The sequence below is a fragment of the Thermus sp. genome, from assembly GCF_056332225.1.
Map to the genome: position 1 here is coordinate 21,775 of NZ_JBWGQW010000013.1, position 20,335 is coordinate 42,109.

Sequence of the window (20,335 nt, forward strand, 5' to 3'; positions counted from 1 at the left end):
ATGGACCTGAGGACCACCTATCTCGGTTTGGAGCTGGCCCACCCTTTGGTGGCCTCCGCCTCCCCCTTCACGGAGAAGCTGGAGGGCTTCCTGCGCCTGGAGGACGGGGGGGCGGCGGCCATCGTCATGCACTCCTTCTTTGAGGAGCAGGTGACCCTCGAGGAGGAGATGCTGGACCACTACCTCCACTACGGCCACGAGAGCTACGCCGAGGCCCTCTCCTACTTCCCCCGGGCCCACGAGTACCGCCTCACCCCGGACCGCCACCTGGACCTCCTGGCCCGGGCCAAGGAGCGGGTCTCCGTGCCCATCATCGCCAGCCTCAACGGGGTGAGCCGGGGAGGATGGGTGGAGTACGCGAGGCTTCTGGAGGAGGCCGGGGCCGATGCCCTGGAGCTCAACCTCTACTACATCCCCACCGACCCCGCCCTCTCCGGGGCTGAGGTGGAGGCCATGTACCTGGACACCATCCGCGCGGTGGCGGAAAGCGTGAGGGTGCCCGTGGCGGTGAAGGTGGGCCACGCCTTCACCGCCTTCGCCCACTTCGCCAAGCGGGTGGAGGGGACCGGGGCCCGGGCCTTGGTGCTCTTCAACCGCTTTTACCAGCCGGACTTTGACCTGGAAACCCTCTCCGTGGTGCCCACCCTAAGCCTCTCCCGCCCCCACGAGGTCCTGCTCAGGCTCCACTGGGTGGCCCTCCTCTACGGCCGGGTGGACCTGGAGCTCGCCCTCACGGGCGGGGTGCACTCGGGGAAGGAGGCCGCCAAGGCCCTCCTGGCGGGCGCCCAGGTGGCCATGATGACCTCCGCCCTTCTGGAAAGGGGTCCCCGCCACTTCCAGACCGTCCTCTCCGAGCTTCGGGCCTTCATGGAGGAAAAAGGCTACGAGAGCGTGGAGGAGATGCGGGGCGCCATGAGCTACCGAAACGTGGCCGAGCCCGCCGCCTTGGAGCGGGCCAACTACCTCAAGGTTCTGGGCTCGTACCGCCTTCTTCCTTGAGGGCGTAGAAGCCCCTCCCCTGGGCCACCACCGGGCTCCGGTGCCAGCGGGCCAGGGCGGAGAGGCGGATCTTGGCGATCTTTTCCGGCTCCCGCACCGCCTCCCAAAGGCCCATCTCCTTGAGGCGGCGGCCGATCTCCGTGTAGTGGAGGGGGTGCCCTTCGGCCTTCAGGAGGGCCACCACGGTCTTGCGGAAGCGGTCCGGCCTCGGCATGGCTTGGCCCCCAGTGTACGCGTATAGTAGGGCCATGAGGAACCAGGAGCTGGCCCGGATCTTTGAGGAGATCGGGCTCATGAGCGAGTTCCTGGGGGACAACCCCTTCAGGGTCCGGGCCTACCACCAGGCGGCCCGGACCCTCTACGACCTGGACACCCCCATAGAGGAGATCGCCGAAAAGGGCAAGGAGGCCCTCCTGGAGCTTCCCGGGATCGGACCCGACCTCGCGGAAAAGATCCTGGAGTTCTTGAGCACGGGCAGGGTCAAGAAGCACGAGGAGCTTTCCCAAAAGGTCCCCCGGGGAGTCCTCGCCGTCATGGAGGTGCCCGGGGTGGGGCCGAAGACCGCCCGCCTCCTCTACGAGGCCTTGGGCATAGACTCCCTGGAGAAGCTCGAGGAGGCCCTGGACCGGGGGGAGCTCACCCGGCTTAAGGGCTTCGGCCCCAAGAAGGCGGAGCGCATCCGGGAAGGCCTCGCCCTCGCCCAGGCGGCGGGGAAGAGGAGGCCCCTTGGGGCGGTGCTCTCCCTGGCGCGGGACCTCCTCGCGGGCCTAAGGAGCCTCCCCGGGGTGGAGAAGGCGGAGCTCTGCGGCTCGGCGAGGCGGTACAAGGACACCGTGGGGGACCTGGACTTTTTGGTGGCGAGCCGGGAGGGCGAGCGGGTGGTGGCGGGCTTCGTGGGCCTTCCCCAGGTGAAGGAGGTCTACGCCAAGGGGAAGGAGCGGGCCACGGTCTTCCTGAAAAACGGCCTCCAGGTGGACCTAAGGGTGGTCCCGCCGGAAAGCTATGGGGCGGGCCTCCAGTACCTCACGGGGAGCAAGGACCACTCCATCAAGCTCAGGGCCCTCGCCCAGGAGAAGGGCCTGAAGCTTTCCGAGTACGGGGTCTTCCGGGGGGAGAAGCGCATCGCCGGGGAGACGGAGGAGGAGGTCTACGCCGCCCTCGGCCTCCCCTGGATCCCGCCCCCCTTGAGGGAGGACCGGGGGGAGGTGGAGGCCGCCTTGGAGGGAAGGCTTCCCAGGCTCATAGCGCTTTCCCAGGTGAAAGGGGACCTCCAGGTCCACTCCACCTACTCCGACGGGAAAAACACCCTGGAGGAGCTCTGGGAGGCGGCGAAGGCCCTGGGCTACCGCTACCTCGCCGTGACCGACCACTCGCCGGCGGTGCGGGTGGCCGGGGGGCCCTCCCCCGAGGAGGCCCTGAAGCGCATAGAGGCCATCCGCCGCTTCAACGAGACCCACGGGCCCCCCTACCTCCTCGCGGGGGCCGAGGTGGACATCCACCCGGACGGCACCCTGGACTACCCGGACTGGGTCCTAAGGGAGCTGGACCTGGTCTTGGTCTCCATTCACTCCCGCTTCAACCTCTCCAAGGCCGACCAGACGAGGCGCCTCCTCAAGGCCCTGGAGAACCCCCTCGTCCACGTCCTCGCCCACCCCACGGCGAGGCTTTTGGGGCGGCGCGCCCCCATTGAGGCCGACTGGGACGCTATTTTCCAAAAGGCCAAGGAAAAGGGCGTGGCGGTGGAGATCGACGGCTACTACGACCGCATGGACCTCCCCGACGACCTGGCCCGGATGGCCTACGGGATGGGGCTTTGGGTGAGCCTCTCCACCGACGCCCACCAGGTGGACCACCTCCGCTTCATGGAGCTCGCCGTGGGCACGGCCCAAAGGGCCTGGATCGGCCCCGAGCGGGTCCTCAACACCTTGGACTACGAGGACCTCCTGGCCCGGCTCAAAGCCCGGCGAGGCGTTTAGCCTCCTTCAGGACCTCCAGGAACATCTCCCGGGTGAGCTTTCCGGTCTGGGTGTTCTGCCGGGAGACGTGGTAGCTCGCGAGGAGGTGCCTTCCCCCGGGAAGGGGGTAGTGGGCCCCGTGGCGGAAGGGGTGGGCGCTCTTCCGAAGGCCGAAGTGGGCGAGGAGGGCCTCGAGGGCCACCCTCCCCAGGGCCAGGTAGACCCGCACCCCGGGGAGGAGGCCGAGCTCCACCTCCGTCCAGCGGGCGCAGGTGCGGATTTCCTCGGGGGTGGGCTTGTTCTTGGGCGGGGCGCAGCGCACCGCCGCGGTGAGGTAGACCCCGTGGAGCCTCAGGTCGTCGCCGGGAAGGCTTTCCGGTTTGTTGGATAAACCCGCCTCGTAGAGCAGGGGGTAGAGGAAGGCCCCGGAGGCGTCCCCGGTGAAGGGGCGGCCCGTGCGGTTGGAGCCGTGGGCCCCGGGGGCGAGGCCGAAGAGGAGGATCCGGGCCTTAGGGTCCCCGAAGCCCGGCACCGGCTTCGCCCAGTAGGGCTCGCCCCGGAAGGCCCGCTTCTTGCCCGCTACCCCTTCCCGCCAGGCCACGAGGCGGGGGCAGAGGCGGCAGGCGGCGAGTTCCTCGCGGAAGGCCTCGAGGTCCATCACAGGGGGATGTTGTCGTGCTTCTTCCTGGGCCTCTCCTCCTGCTTGTCCCAGAGCATCCTCAGGTGCCGGTAGAGGACGCGCCGGGTGTCCTTGGGGTCAATGACGTCGTCAATGTAGCCCCGGGCCGCCGCCACCCAGGGGTTGTCAAAGGCCAGGCGGTACTCCTCAATCTTCCTCCTCCGGGTCTCCTCGGGGTTCGGGGAGGACTGGATCTCCTTGCGGTAGATGATGTTCGCCGCTCCCTCGGCCCCCATCACCGCCACCGCCGCCGTGGGCCAGGCCAGGACCACGTCCGCCCCCATGTCCTTGGAGTTCATGGCGAGGTAGGCCCCCCCGTAGGCCTTGCGGGCGATGAGGGTGATCTTGGGGACCGTGGCCTCGGCGTAGGCGAAGAGCATCTTGGCCCCGTGGCGGATGATGCCCCCGTGCTCCTGGGCCACCCCGGGCAGGAAGCCCGTCACGTCCACCAGGGTGAGGAGGGGGATCCCGAAGGCGTCCATGGTGCGGATGAAGCGGGCCGCCTTGTCGGAGGCGTTGATGTCCAGGGCTCCGGCCATGAAGCGGGGGTTGTTGGCGATGACCCCCACGGGGTACCCTCCGAGCCGCCCCAGGCCCACGATGAGGTTGCGGGCGAAGCGGGGCTGGAGCTCCAGAAACTCCCCGTCGTCCAGGAGGGTGCGGATCACCTGGTGCATGTTGTAGGGCCTTTTGGCGTCGGGGTGGACGAGGTCCAAAAGCTCCGGGGTGGGGCGGAAGGGGTCGTCCTTGGGCTCCAAAACCGGGGGCTTTTCCCGGCTGTTTTGGGGGAGGTAGGAGAGGAGCTTCTTGATGAGGTCCAGGACCTCCTGGTCGTCCTTCCCCTCCAGGTGGGCCACCCCGCTTTTTTCCATGTGGACGTCGGCCCCCCCGAGCTCCTCAAAGCCCACCTCCTCCTTGGTGACGCTCTTGATCACCTCGGGCCCGGTGATGAACATGTAGCTCGTCCCCCGGCTCATGAGGATAAAGTCGGTCATGGCGGGGCTGTAGACCGCGCCCCCGGCGCAGGGCCCCAGGATGGCGGAGATCTGGGGCACCACCCCGGAGTAAATGGCGTTCCGGTAGAAGACCTCCCCGTAGCCCGAGAGGCTGTCCACCCCCTCCTGGATCCGGGCCCCCGCCGAGTCGTTGAGGCCCACGATGGGGGCCCCCACCTTGGCCGCGAGGTCCATGAGGCTCGCGATCTTGCGCCCGTGCATCTTGCCCAAGGAGCCCCCGAGCACGGTGAAGTCCTGGCTGAAGACGAAGACGAGCCTCCCCCCGATGGTGCCGTAGCCCGTCACCACCCCGTCCGCGGGGGCCTCGAGGCCCTCCATGAGCCCGGTCTCCAGGTGCTCGGCGAAGGGCATGAGCTCCACGAAGCTTCCCGGGTCCAGGAGGTAGTCTATTCGCTCCCTCGCCGTGAGTTTGCCCTGCTGGTGCTGCTTCCTTATGCGCTCCTCGCCCCCTCCCAGGAGCACCTTCTTGCGCCGCTCCTCCAGCTCCGCCAAAAGCTCGTCCAGGATGAGACGGGCGTTGTCGGCCATAGGTGAGGGCATGATACAATGCCCTTGGGCCCAGAGGGAAGCCCGGGCCTTAAGAGAAAGGAGGTGTTCCATGAAAAGGTGGTTTTACGCCCTTGTGGCCCTTGCGGTTCTGGTGCTCTTGGGCTGGGGGGGTTACCGGGCCTACGCCTCCTACCAAGGCCTGGCGGCCCGGGTGGCCCTTCTGGAGGCCAAGGTCCGGGCCCAAGAGGAAGCGTTAAGGGCCCTTTCCGATCGGCTTTCCCGGGTGGAAGGGGAGGTCTTCAAGGCGCCGAGCCCGCCCCTTTCCCTGCCCGAGGTGCCCCCGCCCCAGGGGGCCCCGGCCTGGCCCTATGCGGTGGGGCTTCTGGTGGCGCTTCTCCTCCTCTACCTGGTCCTCCGCCTGGTGCGGCAGACGGGCCAGGGGTCTAAGGAGCAGGCGCCCCCTTCCGAGGGGGAGGGCGGCCCGCCCCAGGGCTGAGGCCGCCCCCTGAGGTTGGGCCTTCAGTCCTTCAGCTTTTTCACCGCCTCAATGAGGGCGGGAAGCACCTGGTGCACGTCCCCCACGATGCCGTAGTCGGCGTGCTTGAAGATGGGGGCCTCGGGGTCCTTGTTCACCGCCACGACGTACTTGCTCTTGTTCATGCCCGCGAGGTGCTGCACCGCCCCGGATACCCCCAGGGCGATGTAGAGGGAGGGCTGGACGGTCTTGCCGGTTTGCCCCACCTGCTCGGCGTAGGGGCGCCAGCCCGCGTCCACCACCGCCCGCGTGGCCCCCACCGCGCCCCCGAGGAGGGCGGCGAGCTCCTCCACCTTCTTAAAGGCCTCCGCGCTCCCCAGGCCCCGGCCCCCCGTGACCACCACGTCCGCCTCGGTGAGGGAGACCCCTTTCCTTTCCTCCTGGAGGCGCTCCAGCACCTCCACCGTGGGCACCTCGGGCACGGAGAGGGCCACCACCTCGGCCTCCCCCGAAAGGGGTTCGGCCAGGGGCGTGGTGTTGGGCTTCACCGTGAGGACCACGGGGAGGGAGGCCCGCACCCGCTCCGTGACCCGGTTCAGGTAGGCGTAGCGGGTGGCGTGGACCTCGCCCTCTTCCACGCGGGACTCGAGGGTGTCCTCAAGAAGCCCCGCCTTCAGGGCGTAGGCCACCCGGGCGAGGTAGGTGCGGCTCTGCCTCGAGGAGGGGGCCACCACCGCCTTGGCCCCCGCGGCCTCGGCGGCCTTGAGCACCCCGGCCGCCCACTTCTCGGCGGTGTAGGGGCCTAGGGTGGCGGTGTAGAGGACCTCCACGTGCTTGCGGGCTTCCTCCACGGGGGCCTTCTCCTCGGCGAGGAGAACGCCGGCCACCTTCCCCCCCAGGGCCTGGGCCAGGTCCCTGGCCCGGGTGAGGGCCTCGAGGCTTCCCTTCCTGAGCCGCTTTCCGTCGTGGTCCAAGACTACGAGCACCATTAGGCACCTCCTAGATGACCTTGGCCTCCTCGTGGAGGAGCCGCACCAGCTCTTCCGCCGCCGCTACGGGATCCTTGCCGTCCAGGATCTTGCCGAGCCTGGACTTCTCCTGGATCTCCTCGGAAAGGAGGACGACCTTGGGGGCAAGGCTGGCCTGGACCTTCCGGATCTCCTTCTTCTTGGCCTTCATGATCCCGGGCAGGGTGGGGTAGCGGGGCTCGTTCAGGCCCTGCTGGGTGGTGAAGAGGGCGGGAAGCCTCACCCGCACCCACTCCGCCCCCTCGTCCAGGTCGTGCTTGGCCTTGGCCGTTTCCCCCTCCAGCTCCAAGGCGGTGGTCCAGGCCACCACCGGCACCCCCAGGGCCTCCGCCAGGGCGCCCCCAAGGGCCTGGCTGTCCCAGTCCGCCTGCTGCCCCCCGGTGAGGACCAGGGTGGGGGCCTCCTCCTTGAGCACCTCCGCCAGGGCCTCGGCCACGGCCACGGGGTCGGCGTAGCCCTCGTAGACCACGTGGACCCCCCGGTCCATCCCCATGGCCAAGGCGGTGCGGATGGCCTCCTCGGTGCGCTCGGGGCCGAAGCCCACCACCACCGCCTCCCCGCCGTGCTTCTCCTTGAGGCGGAGGGCCTCCTCCACCGCGTACTCGTCCATCTGGTCCAGGATCATCGTGGCCCCGGAGAGGTCCACCCGGTCCCCCTGGACCTTGAGCCTGCTCTCGCCGTCGGGCACCTGCCGGATCACCGCCACGAACTTCATCCCTCACCTCCCTCACTCCGCCAGGATGTGCCTGGCGATGATGAGCCTCTGGATCTCGTTGGTCCCCTCGTAGATCTGGTTGAGCTTCACGTCCCTGAGGAGCTTTTCCACGGGGAACTCCCGCACGTAGCCGTAGCCGCCGTGGATCTGGATGGCCTGGTTGGCCGCCTCAAAGGCGATCTCCGAGGCGTAGGCCTTGGCGATGGCGCTGGCGTGGGCATGGGGGAGGCCTTGGTCTGCGAGCCAGGCGGCGTAGTAGGTGTACACGCGGGCGGTCTCAATGCCGATGAGCATGTCGGCGAGCTTGAACTGGACGGCCTGGAAGCCCGCGATGGGCTGGCCGAAGGCCTGCCGTTCCTTGGCGTACTTCCTGGCCTCGTCCAAAGCCCGCCTCGCCACCCCCACGCTCCCCGCGGCCACGGGGATGCGGGTCTTGTTCAGGGTCTGCATGGCGATCTTAAAGCCCTCCCCTTCCTCCCCCAGGCGGTTTTCCACGGGCACCTTCACGTCCTCAAAGACGAGCTCGTAGGTGCCGCTGGCCCTTTGGCCCATCTTCCCGTGGATCTTGATGGCCTTGAAGCCGGGGGTGCCCCTCTCCACCACCAGGGCCACCACCCCCTTGTGGCGGAGCTCGGGGTTCAGCGTGGCGAAGACCACCACCCACTCCGCCTCTCCCCCGTTAGAGATCCACATCTTGGTGCCGTTCAAGATGTAGTGGTCCCCCTGGTGGATGGCCCTGGTCTTCAAGGCGGCGGCGTCGGAGCCGTTTCCGGGCTCCGAGAGGGCGAAGGCGGCGAGGGCGGGCTTCTTGGTGAGGGGCCTTAGGAAGCGCTCCTTCTGCTCCTCCGTCCCTGCGAGGAGCACCGGGGTGATGCCCAGGTCGCTCGCCATGGGGATGGTGTAGATGCCCATGCAGGCGTAGGCGAGCTCCTCCCCCACAATCACCTCGTCCAGCATCTTGAGCCCCATCCCCCCGTAGGCCTCCGGGATGATGGCGTTCAGGAGGCCCACCTCGTGGAGCTTCTCTATGACGGGCCAGGGGACCTCCTCCTTCTCGTCGTACTCCCGGGCCACGGGGAGGATGACCTCCTTGGCGAAGCGCCGGGCCAGGGCCTGGAGCTGCCTTTGCTCCTCCGTGAGGCTGAAGTCTATGGGCATACCGCACCTCCGGGGGCCAGGGGGCCCACTCTTTGACCCAGTCTAAGATTTTGCCCCGTCCCTGGCAACCCAGGCCCCATGCTACCATTGGGGCAAGATGCGGCTTGTGGGGCAGATGGAGGTCCTGGCCCGCTTCCAACGGGCGCTTTTAAAGGACCTCGAGCCCACCCAGCTCCTGCGCAACTTCCTGGAGGTGGCCACGGAGGAGGGGGTGGAGCGGGCGGCCCTCTTCCTCTACCACCCCGAAAGGCGGGAGCTCGTGGGGGAGGTGGCCTCGGGGCAGGGGCGGCACCACACGGTCTCGGCCATCGCCCTTCCGCTCTACGCCCGCGGCCCCATCCAGGAGGCCTTCTTCGCCGAGGGCCCGGTGAGGCTCAAGGAGGAGTGGCTCCTTCCCGTGGTGGGGGAGGAGGCCCGCTTCTGCTGGGCCGACCCCGAAAGGCGGTGCACGGAGCGCCCCCGGGCCACGCGGGAGAACCGCCCCGTGGTCTGCCCCTCCTGCCCGCACTTCGCGGCCAAGGGGGTGCTGAGCCTCGAGGGCGTCCCCCAGGGCCTCGTGCCCTTCCTCCCCCTCCTCTCCCAGCTCACGGCCCTGGCCTTGAAGAACGGGGAGCTCCTGAGGGAGCGGGACGAGGCCTTAAGGCGGCTTTCCCGGCACTCGGAGGCCCTCTGGCACGTCACCGCCCTCGCCCGGGAGGTGGCGAGGCTTCTAGAGCCCGGGGCGGTCCTCGAGGCCCTGGCCCGCGCCCTGGCCGAGCGCTTCGGCTTCTTCCGGGTCACCGTGGCCCTCGCCCGGGAGGGCCTCTTGGAGGGGTACCTCACCGTGCGGGGCCGAGAGGTGTTCTGGACGGAGGGGCGGAGCCGGATCCGCCTTCCCATCGCCTCCTCCCCCGACCCCATGGCCCGGGCGGCCCGGGAGCGGCAGAGCCTCCTGGTGCCCCGGGAGGCCCTGCCCGAGGGGGTGAGGGAGGGGGTGGGTCCCAGCGTGGCCTACCTGCCGGTGGTGGCGGAGGAGGAGCTCCTCGGGGTGCTGGCGGTGGACCACGGCCCCGGGGGGCCGCCCGTGGCCGAGGAGGAGGTGCGCCACCTGGAGCTTGCGGTGAGCGCCGCCGGGGTGGCCCTGCAGAACGCCCGGCTTTTCCGGGAGAAGACCCGGCTCTCCCTGGCCCTGGCGGCGGAGCGGGAGCGCCTCACCCAGGTCCTGGAGGAGCTTCCCGATGGGGTGGTGGTCCTCTTCGGGGAGCGGGGCTTCGCCAACGCCCGGGCCCGGGAGGCCCTGGGCTTGGGGCCGGAGGTGGCCCTGGAGGACCTGCCCGCCGCCCTGGCCCCGGCCCTGGAGGGAGGGAGGATGGAGCTCGCCCTTGGGGGGCGGGCCTTCAGCGTGCGGGGGCGCAGGGCCGGGGAGGTGGCGATCCTGGTCCTCCACGACATCACCGAGCGGGCCCGGGTGGAGCGGGCCCTGAGGGAGCAGGCGGCCTTCACCCAGGCCCTGGTGGACCTGGCCCAGGAGGCCCTCAGGCGGGAGAGCCTAAGGGCCCTTGGGGAGGCGGTGGTGACCCGCCTGAAGGAGCTCTTCGCCGCGGAGGAGGGGCTTTTGGTCTCGGTGGAGGGGGGGAAGGAGGAGGTGGTCTTCGCCACCTGCGCCCTCCCCGAGGGCCTGCCCCGGCCCAACCTCCTGGAAAGGGCCCTCGCCCAAGAGGCCCCCTTGGGGGTGGAGGTCCTCACGGCCGAGGACTGCGCCCTGGCCGGGGCTTTGGGCCTGGGAAGCGCCCTGGTGGTGCCCTTCCGCGCCCGGGGATTCCGGGGGGTCCTCCTCCTCGGGTACCGGGCCTCTCGGCGCTTCTCCGAGCGGCTCCTCGCCCGCCTTGCCCAGGTGGCCACCCTCCTTGCCCTCGTTCTGGAGAAGACCCGGTTCCTGGAGCTTCTTGAGGCGGAGGAGGCCCGCCTCCTGGCCCTCCTGGAGCACTACCAGGACGTGGTGTGCGTCCTGGACCAGGACGGGGGGTTCCGCTTTGTTAGCCCCAGCGTGTGGAGCGTTCTCGGCTACGAGCCCCAGGGCCTCGGGCGGGCCTGGGACCTCGTCCACCCCGGGGACCTGCCCCAGGCCCAGGCCTTTTTCCAGGAGCTCCTGGCCCAGCCGGGCTCCACCCTCTCCGGGGAGTTTAGGGTCCTGCACAGGGACGGCACCCCCATTCCCGTGGAGGCCTGGGGCCGGAACCTCCTCCAGGACCCCAGGGTGGGGGGCGTCGTGGTGGACCTCCGGGACCTGAGGCCGAGGCTCGAGGCCGAGCGGGTCAAGGGGGAGTTCATCGCCGCCGTTTCCCACGAGCTCCGCACCCCCCTGGCGGTGATCATGGGCCTGGCGGAGCTCCTCAAGGAGGAGCCCCTCTCGCCTTCGGCCCAGGAGTCCCTGGACCTCATCCTGGAGAGCGCCTTCCGCCTCAAGACCATGGTGGACAACCTCCTGGACACGAGCCGCCTCGAGGCCGGCCGCTTTGAGGTGGTGCGGCGGCCCGTGAACCTCAAGCCCCTCCTCCTGGACCTGGCGCGGAGCTTCCAGGGGGTGGCCCGGCTTTCCGGGGTGGACTTCCAGGTGGAGGTGGAGGAGCTTCCCCTCCTGGAGGCCGACCCGGATCGGGTGGCCCAGGTGGTGGGCAACCTCCTCTCCAACGCCTTCAAGTTCACCCCATCCGGGGGCGCGGTGCGGCTTTCCGCCTGGCAGGCGGGGGAGGAGGTGGCGATAGAGGTGCGGGACACGGGCCCGGGCATCCCCAAGGAGGAGCTTCCCAAGCTCTTCCAGCGCTTCGCCCGGGCGGAGAACGCCCGGGCCCGGGGCGTGTCCGGTACCGGCCTTGGGCTTTTCATCTCCAAGCACATCGTGGAGGCCCACGGGGGGCGGATAGAGGTGGAGAGCGAGGAGGGGAAGGGAAGCCTCTTCCGGGTTATCCTACCCCTATATGGCCCGCATCCTTCTGGTTGAGGACGAGCCCCTGGTGGCCCACATGGTGCGCCGCCTCCTGGAGCGGGCCGGCCACCAAGTGGACTGGGCCCCTTCCGGCCAAAAGGCCCTGGAGCGCTTCGGGGAAGGGTACGACCTCGTGATCTGCGACCTGGTGATGCCGGGCCTTTCGGGCCTCGAGGTGATCCGCCAGGTCCGGGCCAGAAGCCCCATTCCCGTCCTGGCCCTTTCCGCCAGCGTCTCGGCCCGAAGCCAGGAGGAGGCCCTTAAGGCCGGGGCCCAGGCCTTCCTGGGCAAGCCCTTTGAGGGCCAGACCCTTCTCGCCCAGGTGGAGAGGCTTGTGGGGGGCTAAGCCCCATCCTCTATAGTGGAAGGGGAGGTCCTATGAGGCGGCGGAGTTTCCTCAAGCGGGTGGGGGTGGGCTTGGCGGCGAGCCTCGCCTACTCCGTCTTTGCCCAGGCGGCTCCACAGGTGCGCTGGCGGCTCGTTTCCAGCTATCCCAGAAGCCTGGACACCCTCTTCGGCGGGGCCGAGGACCTGGCCAGGAGGGTTTCCGAGCTGACGGGGGGCCGGTTCCAGATCCGGGTCTTCCAGGCGGGGGAGATCGTGCCCGGGGCCCAGGTGCTGGACGCCGTCCAGGGGGGCACGGTGGAGGCCGGGCACACCTACGGTCCCTTTTACGTGGGCAAGAACCCGGCCCTGGCCTTTGACGGGGGCGTGCCCTTCGGCATGACCTACCGCCAGCACAACGCCTGGATGCTCTTCGGCGGGGGGCTAGATCTCCTCAGGCAGGTCTACGCCGACTTCGGGGTGGTTCAGTTCCCCGGGGGCAACACCGGGGCCCAGATGGGGGGCTGGTTCCGCAAGGAGATCAAGACCCTTTCGGACCTCAAGGGCCTAAGGATGCGCATTCCCGGCCTCGGGGGCCTGGTGATGGGCCGGCTCGGGGTGGTGCCCCAGACCCTGGCGGCGGGGGACATCTACCCCGCCTTGGAGCGGGGGACCATTGACGCCACGGAGTTCTCCGGCCCCTACGACGACGAGAAGCTCGGCTTCTACAAGGTGGCCCGCTACTACTACTACCCCTCCTTCTGGGAGCCCAGCGCCCAGCTCTCCTTCCTGGTGGGGCAGAAGGCGTGGCAGGGGCTTCCCAAGGAGTTCCAGGAGGCCTTCCAGGTGGCGGCGGCCGAGGTCAACCTCACCATGATGGCCAAGTACGATGCCCAAAACCCCAAGGCCCTGGAGCGCCTTCTGAGGGCGGGGGTGCGCCTCAGGCGTTGGCCCGGCGAGATCATGAAAAAGGCCCTGGAGGAGGCCCAGGCCCTTTACGAGGAGCAGGCGGCCAAGGACGCCACCTACAAGAAGGTCTACACCGCCTACTGGGCCTTCCGGAGCGAGCTTTTCCGCTGGTTCGCCGTGGCCGAGCTGGGCTACGAGGCCTTTGCCCTTCCCGCCTCCTAAGGGGCTACACCTTAGTTTCGCGACAGCTTTTGGGAGCTCCCGCTCTGGCGGCAGCCAGAGCGGGGTACTTAGTCGGCCTTTTCCAGGCGCACGGCGCTCACCTTGTACTCGGGGATGCGGCTCACCGGGTCCAGGGCATTCAGGGTGAGGCGGTTGGCGGGAGCCTCGGCGAAGTGGAAGGGGGCGTAGACCACCCCTTCCGGGGTGCGGTCCGTGACCCAGGCCTTGGCCAGAATCCGCCCCCTGCGGCTCACCACGTAGACGGGGTCCCCGTCCTCTAGGCCCAGGCGCTTTGCGTCCTGGGGGTTTACCTCCACCCGCATCTCCGGATAGGCCTCGTTGAGGCGGCTGTTGCGGCTTAGGGTTCCCCCGTGCCAGTGAAAGAGGACCCGGCCCGTGGAGAGGGTGAGGGGGAAGTCCTGGGAAGGGGTTTCCGCCGGGGGCGCGTAGGGGGCGGGGAAGAAGCGGGCCCGGCCCGTGGGGGTGTTGAAGCGCTCCCGGAAGAGGACGCCCTCCCCAGGGTGGTCCTCCTCCGGGCAGGGCCAGCGCACCCCCTCTCCTTCAAGCCGCGCGTAGGAGATGCCCCCCACCATCTCCGGCACCGCCCGGCGGATCTCCTCCCAGACGCTCTCGGGGTCGGGGTGCTCCCGCCAGGGGCGGCCCAGGGCCCGGGCGAGGCGCCTTCCCAGCTCCTCGGTGATCCACCAGTCGGGCCGGGCCTCCCCCGGGGGGTCCAGGAGCTTTCGCACCCGCTGGACCCGGCGGTCGGTGTTGGTGAAGGTGCCGTCCTTTTCCAAAAAGCTCGCCGCCGGCAGGATGACGTCGGCGAAGGGGGTGGTCTCGTTCTCCAGGATGTCCTGGACCACCAGGAAGGGGAGGGCCTGAAGCTTCGCCTTCACGTGGTCCTGGTAAGGCTCGCTGGTCACGGGGTCCTCGCCCACCAGGTAGATGGCCTGGACCTTAGGGATGGCCTCAAAGACCTCGGTCATGCGCAGGCCGGGCGTTTCCGGTAGGGGAACCCCCCAGAAGGCCTCAAACCTCCTCCTTACGGCCTCCTCCGCCACCTTCAGGTAGCCCGGGTAGACGTCGGGCAAGCCCCCCATGTCCCCGGCCCCCTGCACGTTGTTCTGGCCCCGCAAGGGGTTGAGCCCCGCTCCCTCCTTGCCCACCTTCCCCGTGAGGAGGGCGAGGTTGACCAGGGCCTGGGCGGTGGCCGTGCCCTTGGTGTGCTGGGTCACCCCCATGGCCCAGTAGGCCCCGGCCCTCTCCGTGGTGGCGTAAAGGCGGGCGGCCTCGGCGATCTTTTCCTTGGGGACGCCCGTCACCTCCTGGGCGGCCTCGAGGGTGTACCCCTCCAGGGAAGCCCGCCACGCCTCAAACCCCTCGGTCCGGGCCTCCACGTAGGGGCGGTCCCACAGGCCTTCCTCCAGGATGTGGCGGGCCATGGCGTTCAGGAGGAAGACGTCGGTCCCCGGGCGCACCCGGAGCCAGAGGGTGGCGGCCTCGGCCATGCCCGTGTACCGGGGGTCCACCACGATCATCCCGGCCCCCTGCCGCACCCGCTTCTTGATCATGGCGGCGATGACCGGGTGGGTCTCGGTGGTGTTGGAGCCCACCACCAGGAAGAGGTCCGTCTTCGGGATGTCCTCCAGGGGATTGGTCATGCTGGCCCCACCCAAGGAGCGGCTTAAGGCGGCGGTGGAGGAGGAGTGGCAGAGCCGGGAACAGTGGTCCACGTTGTGGGTGGAAAGAAGCGTCCGGGCCAGCTTCTGGGCCAGGTAGACCTCCTCGTTGGTGGTCTTGGCCGAGGGGAAGACGGCGATGGCCTCCGGCCCCGCCTGCTCCAGAACCTGGAGGAGCCTCTTTGCCACCAGGTCCAGGGCCTCCTCCCAGCTCGCCCGGCGCAAGGGGGCTCCCTTCTTGTCCCGCACCATGGGGTAGAGGAGGCGCTTCCCTGAGAAGGGGAAGTCCAGGCCGAAGCGGCCCTTGACGCAGAGGGTCCCGTGGTTGGGGGGGATGTCCGGGGCCAGGACCCGGACCACCCGGCCCTCCCGGATCTCGGGTTCCACCTGGCAGCCCACGCCGCAGTAGGGGCACGTGGTGCGCATCATCCCACCTCCAGGGCCAGGGGCCTCAGGGCCCCCGTGGGGCAGACCTGGACGCAGTTGCCGCAGAAGACGCACGGGGTCTCGGGGAGGGGGCGGCCCAGGGGGGTGGTGGGGTGGGCGAGGAGGCCGCGGCCCTCCCAGGTCAGGGCGTAGACCCCCATGATCCCGTCCCCGCAGGCGTCCACGCAGCGGCGGCAGTTCACGCACCTGGCGTAGTCCCGGAGGAAAAAGGGGTTGTCCCGGAGGGCCTCCCGTTCCTTCCGCCCCGCCACCTCCCCCCAGCGCCCGGGGTCCGCCCCGTACCGCGCAAGGAGGGCCTGGAGGTCCGGGGCCAAGGAGAGGTCGGTGGTGAGAGCAAGCCACTCCAGAAGGGTCTTGCGGTAGGTCCGAAGCTCCTCGGTCTCCGTGCGCACCTCCATGCCTTCCTGGGCCCGGGTGGCGCAGGCGGGCAGAAGGCGCCCGTCGGCCTCCACCAGGCAGAGGCGGCAGAGCCCCTGGGTCTCCGTGTGGGGGTGGTGGCAGAGGGTGGGGACCTCGGCCACCTCCAGAAGGAGGGCTCCCTCCCTGGCCTCCACTTCCTTCCCGTCTACCTTAAGCCGCACCTTCCACCTCCAAAAGGCTCTGATAGGCCCAGTAGGCGCTCTGTCCCAGGCCGCAGAGGCTTCCCTTGAGGGTGCGGGCAAGGTCCTCTAGAAGCGCTTTGTCCCGCTCCCTTCGCCTTACCATCTCCGCCTGCACCGCCGTGCCCAAGGGGCAGGGGAAGCACTTGCCGCAGGACTCCTCTTGGAAGAAGTGGGCGAGGCCCAGGAGGACCTCCCAGAGGTCCGCCTCCTGCCCAAAGGCCACCACCGCCCCCGCCCCCAGGGGGAGCCTTTCCCTATAGCGCAAGGGGAAGGCGAAGTCCCGGGTGAAGACCCCGGCGGCCCCGCCCAGGAGGGCGGCCTTCAGGGCTGAGGGCTCACCCCCCGCCCGGCGCAGGGCCTCCCCCAAGGGGGTGCCCAGGGGGAGCTCGTAGAGGCCGGGCTCGGCCACCTCTCCGCTTAGGGAAAAGAGCTTGGGCTCCTCCCTTCGCCAGGCTTCGGGGCCTTCCCTCAGGATCAGGGGGAGGTTGGCCAGGGTCTCCACGTTCTGCACCAGGGTGGGCCTTCCCCAAAGCCCCCGTTCCACCGGGAAGGGGGGCTTCAGGCGGGGCTCGGCCCGTCTGCCCTCCATGGACTCGAGGAGGGCGGTTTCTTCCCCGCAGATGTAAAGGCCCCCGCTCCGGAAGACCTCGGTGGGGACGGGAAGGAGCCCCGCCTCTCCCAGTTCCCCGATGGCCCTTTCCAGGCCCAGTATCGCCGCCTCAAACTCCTCCCGCACGTAGAGGTAGACCCGGCTTGCCCCCACGGCCAAGGCCGAGAGGAGGGCCCCTTCCAGGACCAGGAAGGGGTGGTGCTCCAGGAGGAAGCGGTCCTTGAAGTTCCCGGGTTCGGACTCGTCGGCGTTCGCCACCAGGTATTTGGGGGGCTCCCCCTGGGCCACGGCCCGCATCTTCACGTGGGTGGGGAAGGCCGCCCCGCCCCGGCCCAAAAGCCCCGCCTCCTCCACCGCCCTTAGGACCCTTTCTGGGGTAAGCTGGCCCGCTTCCCAGGCCCTAAGCCAGGAGAAACCCCCCAGGGCCCGGTGCTGGGAAAGGCTCAGGATGGGCTCCGGGGGGATGAGCCGCCTTCCCCGGCCCAGGGCGAAGGGGAGGCGGAACTCCCGGAAGGACACCCACCCCCCACCCCACTCCAAAAAGCGCCCCTCGGGGGTGAAGCGGAGGTAGATGGGGGAGAGGGCCTCGAGGCCCAAGGGGGGATGGGTGCCGTCCGCCCTTTCCAAAAGCCCGGGGAAGCCCCGGGACCGGGCCACGGGATCGTCCACCAGAAGCCTTCCCTGGGGAAGGCCCCGGTACCGGGGGTAGTAGCGCACCACCCCCCAGGCCTGGGCCAGGGGCACCCCGGCCAGGCGGGCGGCTTCCGCCACCTTTTCCTCCGTGAGGGGCAGGCGGGCGTCCAGGAGGGGGAGGAGGCTGGGTTTTTCCATGCCTCCAGCTTATCCCTAAAGGATGCGTAGCCCGGGGAAGCGGGAAAGGAGGGCCTTTCGGAAGGCTTCGTACCGGCCTTCCTCCAGGAGGGCCACCACCGCCCCCCCGAACCCCGCCCCCGTGAGCTTGGCCCCGAGGGCCCCGGCCCCTAGGGCCTCCTCCACCAGCTGGTCCAGCTCGGGGAGGCTCACCTCGTAGTCCTGGGAGAGGGAGCGGTGGCTCTGGGTCATGAGCTCGCCGAAGGTCCGGGCATCCCCCCGCCTCAGGGCCTCTACCCCCCGGAGGACCCGCAGGTTCTCGCTCACCACGTGCCGGGCCCGTTTGTTGAGGGGTTCGGGGAGGCCCTCCACCAGGGAGGGGTCGGCCACGTCCCTAAGGGCCCTGACCCCGAGGCGCCTCGCCGCCTCCTCCGCCTCCTGGCGGCGCTGGTTGTACCCGGCCTCCGCCAGGCGGCGCCCAAGCCCGAGGTCCAAGACGGCGACCCGGGTTTTGGGGGGCAGGGGAAGGTTCTCGTGGGTCAGGGTGCGGGTGTCCAGGAAGAAGGCCTTCCCGAGCTCCCCCAGGCTCGCCACCATCTGGTCCATGAGGCCGCAGCGCACCCCCACGTAGGCCGACTCCGCCCGCTGGGCCAGGACGGCCACCTCCCGGTCGCTCAAGGGGAGGCGGTAGAGGAGCCTCAGGGCCTTGAGGGCGGCCACCTCCAGGGCGGCGGAGCTGGAAAGCCCGGCTCCCATGGGAACCTCGCCCCGCACGTAAAAGCGGGCCCCCGGCACCGGGTGGCCCGCCTCCCTCAGCGCCAGAACCACGCCGAGGAGATAGTCCAGGAAATCTCCCTGGGGCGGGCTTTCCAGGGGCCTGGCGCGGAGCTCTCTCACGTTTTCGCTGTAGGCCTCCACCCGCCCTTCCGCCCGCCCCGCCTCCACCCGGGTGGAGTAGGGGAGAGGGGCGGGGAGGACGAAACCCTCCTGGTAATCGGTGTGCTCGCCGAGGAGGTTCACCCGCCCGGGAGCCTTGGCGCTGGCCTCGGGCAGGGCGCCGAAGATTTCCTGGAAGCCCATGCCCCCATTATGGGCAGAGGGCCCTCAGGTTGTGGTCCAGGAGGTCCAGGTAGCTCCTCACCCTCTGGTCCAGGGTGTCGGTGTAGAGCACGGCCACCCGGGCCCCGAGGGCTTCGGCGAGGGTTTTTAGGGCCTTTCCCTGGAACTGGGGCTCGGCGAGGACGAGCCTCACCCCCTCCCGCTTGGCCCGTTCCAAAAGGGCGAGAAAGCTCCTGCTCCCCACCTCCTGGGCCCCGGCCCCGCTCAAGACCCCCACCACCGCCAGGCCGTAGCGCCGGGCGAAGTAGCGGAAGGCGTCGTGCTGGACCACCACCTTCGCCCCCTTGAGGCCACAGGCCTGGAAGGCCCGGTCCCGCTTGGCCACCTCCTCCTGGAAGCGTTTGAGGTGGGCCCGGTACTGCCCCTCGCCCTGAGGGTCCAGGGCGGTGAGCTCCTTGGCGATGCGCTCGGCGTAGCGGAGGGCGTAGGCGGGGTCCAGCCAGAGATGGGGGTCGCAGGGGCCGTGGGCGTGTTCCTTTTGGTGGGGTTCCTCTTCCTCCGCGCAGATGAGGCCCGGCTGGCCCTCGCCCAGCTTGACCACCTTCGCCCCCTGGGGGAGGAGGCCGAGGAGCTTGGGGAGGAAGGGCTCGAGGCCAAGCCCGTTGGCGAAGAGCACCCGCGCCTGGGCCAGGGCGCGGGCTGCGGCGGGGGTGGGCTCAAAGGTGTGGGGGTCGGCCCCGGGGGGGACCACGGACACCACCCGCACCCGGCTTCCCCCCACCTCCCGGACCAGGTCGGCCAGGATGGGCGTGGTGGCCGCCACCCGCACCTGGGCCAGGGCGGGGGCCAGGAGGAGGCTGAGGGTTAGCGCGAGCGAGCGGAGGCTCATGGCAATAAATCCTACGTCAAGCCCGGACCTTCGCGGGTCCCCGGGAGGAAGGGCCTATAATCGGGGCAAATGGACCTCAAGGCCCTTCACCGGAAGCGGGTCCTCACGCCCTGGCTGGCCCAAAGGGACCTGGACCCTCCCCTGGTGGTGCGGGGGGAGGGGGTGTGGCTTTACGACGCGGAGGGGCGCCGGTATTTGGACCTTTCCGCCGGCCTCGTGGCGGTGAACCTGGGCCACGGCCACCCGAGGCTTGCCCGGGCCATCGCCGAGCAGGCGGCCACCCTGGCCTACGCTGCTCCGAGCCTCTTCCACGACAAGCGGGCCCTCCTCGCCCAGGCCCTCTCCGACCTCGCCCCCTGGCCCGAGGGGGGAAGGGTCTTCTTTGCCCCCTCGGGCACCGAGGCCAACGAGGACGCCCTCAAGTTCGTGCGCCACCTCACGGGGCGGTTCAAGGTGCTTTCCGCCTACCGCTCCTTCCACGGGGCCACCCACGGCTCGGCGGCCCTCACCGGGGAGAACCGCCGCTTCCCCGCCGAGCCCGCCATTCCCGGGGTGGTGCACTTCTTCGCCCCCTACCCCTACCGGAGCCCCTTCTTCACGGAAGACCCCGAGGAGGAGGCCAGGCGGGCCCTGGACCACCTGGAGCGGGTTCTGCTCCACGAGGACCCGAAGCGGGTGGCGGCCATCTTCCTGGAGCCGGTGGTGGGCTCCAACGGGGTCATCGTCTACCCGGAGGGCTACCTCAAGGGGGTGCGGGAGCTTTGCGACCGGCACGGGATCCTCCTGGTCTTTGACGAGGTGATGACGGGGTTTGGGCGGGTGGGGGCGGCCTTCGCCGCGGAGCGCTTTGGGGTGGTGCCGGACCTCATCACCTTCGCCAAGGGGGTGACCTCGGGCTACGTCCCCCTGGGCGGGGTGCTTCTGCGGGAGGGGCTGGCCCGGGCCTTTGACGAGACCCCTTTGCCCACGGGGCACACCTACTCCGGGCATCCCTTGGCGGTGGCCGCGGGGCTTGCCGCCCTCGAGGCCTACCGGGAGGAGGGGATCTTCGCCCGGGTGCGGGCCATGGAGGGGTTCTTCCGCCGGGCCTTGGAGGGGCTCCTCGCCCACCCCCTGGTGGGGGAGGTGCGGGGCCTTGGGGCCTTCTACGCCGTGGAGCTGGTGCGGGACCGGGCCTCCAAGGAGCCCCTTTCCCCCTGGCACGCCCCCTTGAGCCCGGCCATGGGGGCCCTGGTGCGGGCCCTCTTCCAGGAGGGGGTCTACCTCCTCGTGAAGCACAACCTCCTCATCGTGGCCCCGCCC

18 protein-coding genes are annotated in these 20,335 nt (G+C 69.7%); 7 read left to right on the forward strand and 11 right to left on the reverse strand.

Annotation, left to right across the window (positions count from 1 at the left end):
- Positions 1 to 999, forward strand: a complete 999-nt coding sequence (locus tag AC01Y6_RS04230; protein WP_347240918.1) for a dihydroorotate dehydrogenase-like protein — start codon at positions 1 to 3, stop codon at positions 997 to 999.
- Here AC01Y6_RS04230 and AC01Y6_RS04235 read toward each other — a convergent pair.
- On the reverse strand, positions 965 to 1,213 hold the full coding sequence (locus AC01Y6_RS04235; RefSeq protein ID WP_347240919.1) for a hypothetical protein: 249 nt from the start codon (positions 1,211 to 1,213) through the stop codon (positions 965 to 967). The two genes, AC01Y6_RS04230 and AC01Y6_RS04235, sit on opposite strands and share 35 nt — an antisense overlap.
- Before the next feature lie 34 nt (positions 1,214 to 1,247).
- Here AC01Y6_RS04235 and polX point away from each other — a divergent pair, with 34 nt between their 5' ends.
- A complete protein-coding gene (gene polX / locus AC01Y6_RS04240) occupies positions 1,248 to 2,975 on the forward strand; it encodes a DNA polymerase/3'-5' exonuclease PolX (RefSeq protein ID WP_476670373.1) in 1,728 nt (575 codons plus the stop codon).
- Here the strand turns inward: polX and AC01Y6_RS04245 are convergent.
- Together AC01Y6_RS04245 and AC01Y6_RS04250 are read right to left on the reverse strand one after the other, a co-directional pair.
- Entirely contained in the window at positions 2,953 to 3,612 is a 660-nt protein-coding gene (locus AC01Y6_RS04245) for a type-5 uracil-DNA glycosylase (RefSeq protein ID WP_476670375.1), read from the reverse strand. The two genes, polX and AC01Y6_RS04245, sit on opposite strands and share 23 nt — an antisense overlap.
- A complete protein-coding gene (locus tag AC01Y6_RS04250; RefSeq protein WP_476670376.1) occupies positions 3,612 to 5,177 on the reverse strand; it encodes an acyl-CoA carboxylase subunit beta in 1,566 nt (521 codons plus the stop codon). The genes AC01Y6_RS04245 and AC01Y6_RS04250 overlap by 1 nt, the downstream gene beginning before the upstream one ends.
- Before the next feature lie 70 nt (positions 5,178 to 5,247).
- On the opposite strand from AC01Y6_RS04250, the gene AC01Y6_RS04255 reads away from it, so the two are divergent.
- Positions 5,248 to 5,634 (forward strand): hypothetical protein, encoded by a 387-nt coding sequence (locus AC01Y6_RS04255; protein ID WP_347240923.1) that lies wholly within the window; start codon positions 5,248 to 5,250, stop codon positions 5,632 to 5,634.
- A gap of 23 nt (positions 5,635 to 5,657) precedes the next feature.
- On the opposite strand, the gene AC01Y6_RS04260 is transcribed toward AC01Y6_RS04255, so the two are convergent.
- Genes AC01Y6_RS04260 through AC01Y6_RS04270 form a run of 3 tightly spaced genes read right to left on the reverse strand, consistent with a single transcriptional unit; the run spans position 5,658 to position 8,514 of the window.
- Entirely contained in the window at positions 5,658 to 6,602 is a 945-nt protein-coding gene (locus AC01Y6_RS04260; RefSeq protein WP_476670378.1) for an electron transfer flavoprotein subunit alpha/FixB family protein, read from the reverse strand.
- Positions 6,603 to 6,612: 10 nt separating this feature from the next.
- The gene (locus tag AC01Y6_RS04265) at positions 6,613 to 7,356 is read right to left on the reverse strand and encodes an electron transfer flavoprotein subunit beta/FixA family protein (RefSeq protein ID WP_476670380.1); all 744 of its coding nucleotides are present in this window, start codon (positions 7,354 to 7,356) and stop codon (positions 6,613 to 6,615) included.
- 12 nt (positions 7,357 to 7,368) lie between these two features.
- The gene (locus AC01Y6_RS04270) at positions 7,369 to 8,514 is read right to left on the reverse strand and encodes an acyl-CoA dehydrogenase family protein (protein WP_476670382.1); all 1,146 of its coding nucleotides are present in this window, start codon (positions 8,512 to 8,514) and stop codon (positions 7,369 to 7,371) included.
- Positions 8,515 to 8,611: 97 nt separating this feature from the next.
- On the opposite strand from AC01Y6_RS04270, the gene AC01Y6_RS04275 reads away from it, so the two are divergent.
- The 3 genes from AC01Y6_RS04275 to AC01Y6_RS04285 are packed head-to-tail and all read left to right on the forward strand — an operon-like array spanning position 8,612 to position 12,934.
- Positions 8,612 to 11,494: an ATP-binding protein gene (locus tag AC01Y6_RS04275; protein WP_476670383.1), complete on the forward strand. Its 2,883-nt coding sequence runs from the start codon at positions 8,612 to 8,614 to the stop codon at positions 11,492 to 11,494.
- Positions 11,472 to 11,825 carry a response regulator gene (locus AC01Y6_RS04280; RefSeq protein WP_428719736.1) on the forward strand — a complete coding sequence of 118 codons (354 nt, stop codon included), beginning with the start codon at positions 11,472 to 11,474 and terminating at the stop codon, positions 11,823 to 11,825. Before AC01Y6_RS04275 ends, AC01Y6_RS04280 begins: the two co-directional genes overlap by 23 nt.
- A 32-nt stretch (positions 11,826 to 11,857) precedes the next feature.
- Positions 11,858 to 12,934 (forward strand): TRAP transporter substrate-binding protein, encoded by a 1,077-nt coding sequence (locus AC01Y6_RS04285; RefSeq protein ID WP_428721858.1) that lies wholly within the window; start codon positions 11,858 to 11,860, stop codon positions 12,932 to 12,934.
- Positions 12,935 to 13,002: 68 nt separating this feature from the next.
- On the opposite strand, the gene fdhF is transcribed toward AC01Y6_RS04285, so the two are convergent.
- From fdhF to AC01Y6_RS04310, 5 genes are read right to left on the reverse strand one after another with little or no spacing between them, the layout of a single operon-like run.
- Positions 13,003 to 15,042: a formate dehydrogenase subunit alpha gene (gene fdhF, locus AC01Y6_RS04290; RefSeq protein ID WP_476670388.1), complete on the reverse strand. Its 2,040-nt coding sequence runs from the start codon at positions 15,040 to 15,042 to the stop codon at positions 13,003 to 13,005.
- Positions 15,042 to 15,644: a 2Fe-2S iron-sulfur cluster-binding protein gene (locus AC01Y6_RS04295; protein ID WP_428716357.1), complete on the reverse strand. Its 603-nt coding sequence runs from the start codon at positions 15,642 to 15,644 to the stop codon at positions 15,042 to 15,044. Before AC01Y6_RS04295 ends, fdhF begins: the two co-directional genes overlap by 1 nt.
- Entirely contained in the window at positions 15,634 to 17,106 is a 1,473-nt protein-coding gene (locus tag AC01Y6_RS04300; RefSeq protein ID WP_347240933.1) for an NADH-ubiquinone oxidoreductase-F iron-sulfur binding region domain-containing protein, read from the reverse strand. The genes AC01Y6_RS04295 and AC01Y6_RS04300 overlap by 11 nt, the downstream gene beginning before the upstream one ends.
- 15 nt (positions 17,107 to 17,121) lie before the next feature.
- Positions 17,122 to 18,165 (reverse strand): galactokinase, encoded by a 1,044-nt coding sequence (galK, locus tag AC01Y6_RS04305; protein ID WP_476670385.1) that lies wholly within the window; start codon positions 18,163 to 18,165, stop codon positions 17,122 to 17,124.
- A 7-nt stretch (positions 18,166 to 18,172) separates the two neighbouring features.
- A complete protein-coding gene (locus AC01Y6_RS04310; protein WP_476670386.1) occupies positions 18,173 to 19,033 on the reverse strand; it encodes a metal ABC transporter substrate-binding protein in 861 nt (286 codons plus the stop codon).
- A 69-nt stretch (positions 19,034 to 19,102) separates the two neighbouring features.
- On the opposite strand from AC01Y6_RS04310, the gene AC01Y6_RS04315 reads away from it, so the two are divergent.
- Positions 19,103 to 20,335 (forward strand): aminotransferase class III-fold pyridoxal phosphate-dependent enzyme (locus tag AC01Y6_RS04315; RefSeq protein ID WP_476670387.1); only part of this gene is annotated, 1,233 nt, incomplete at its 3' end.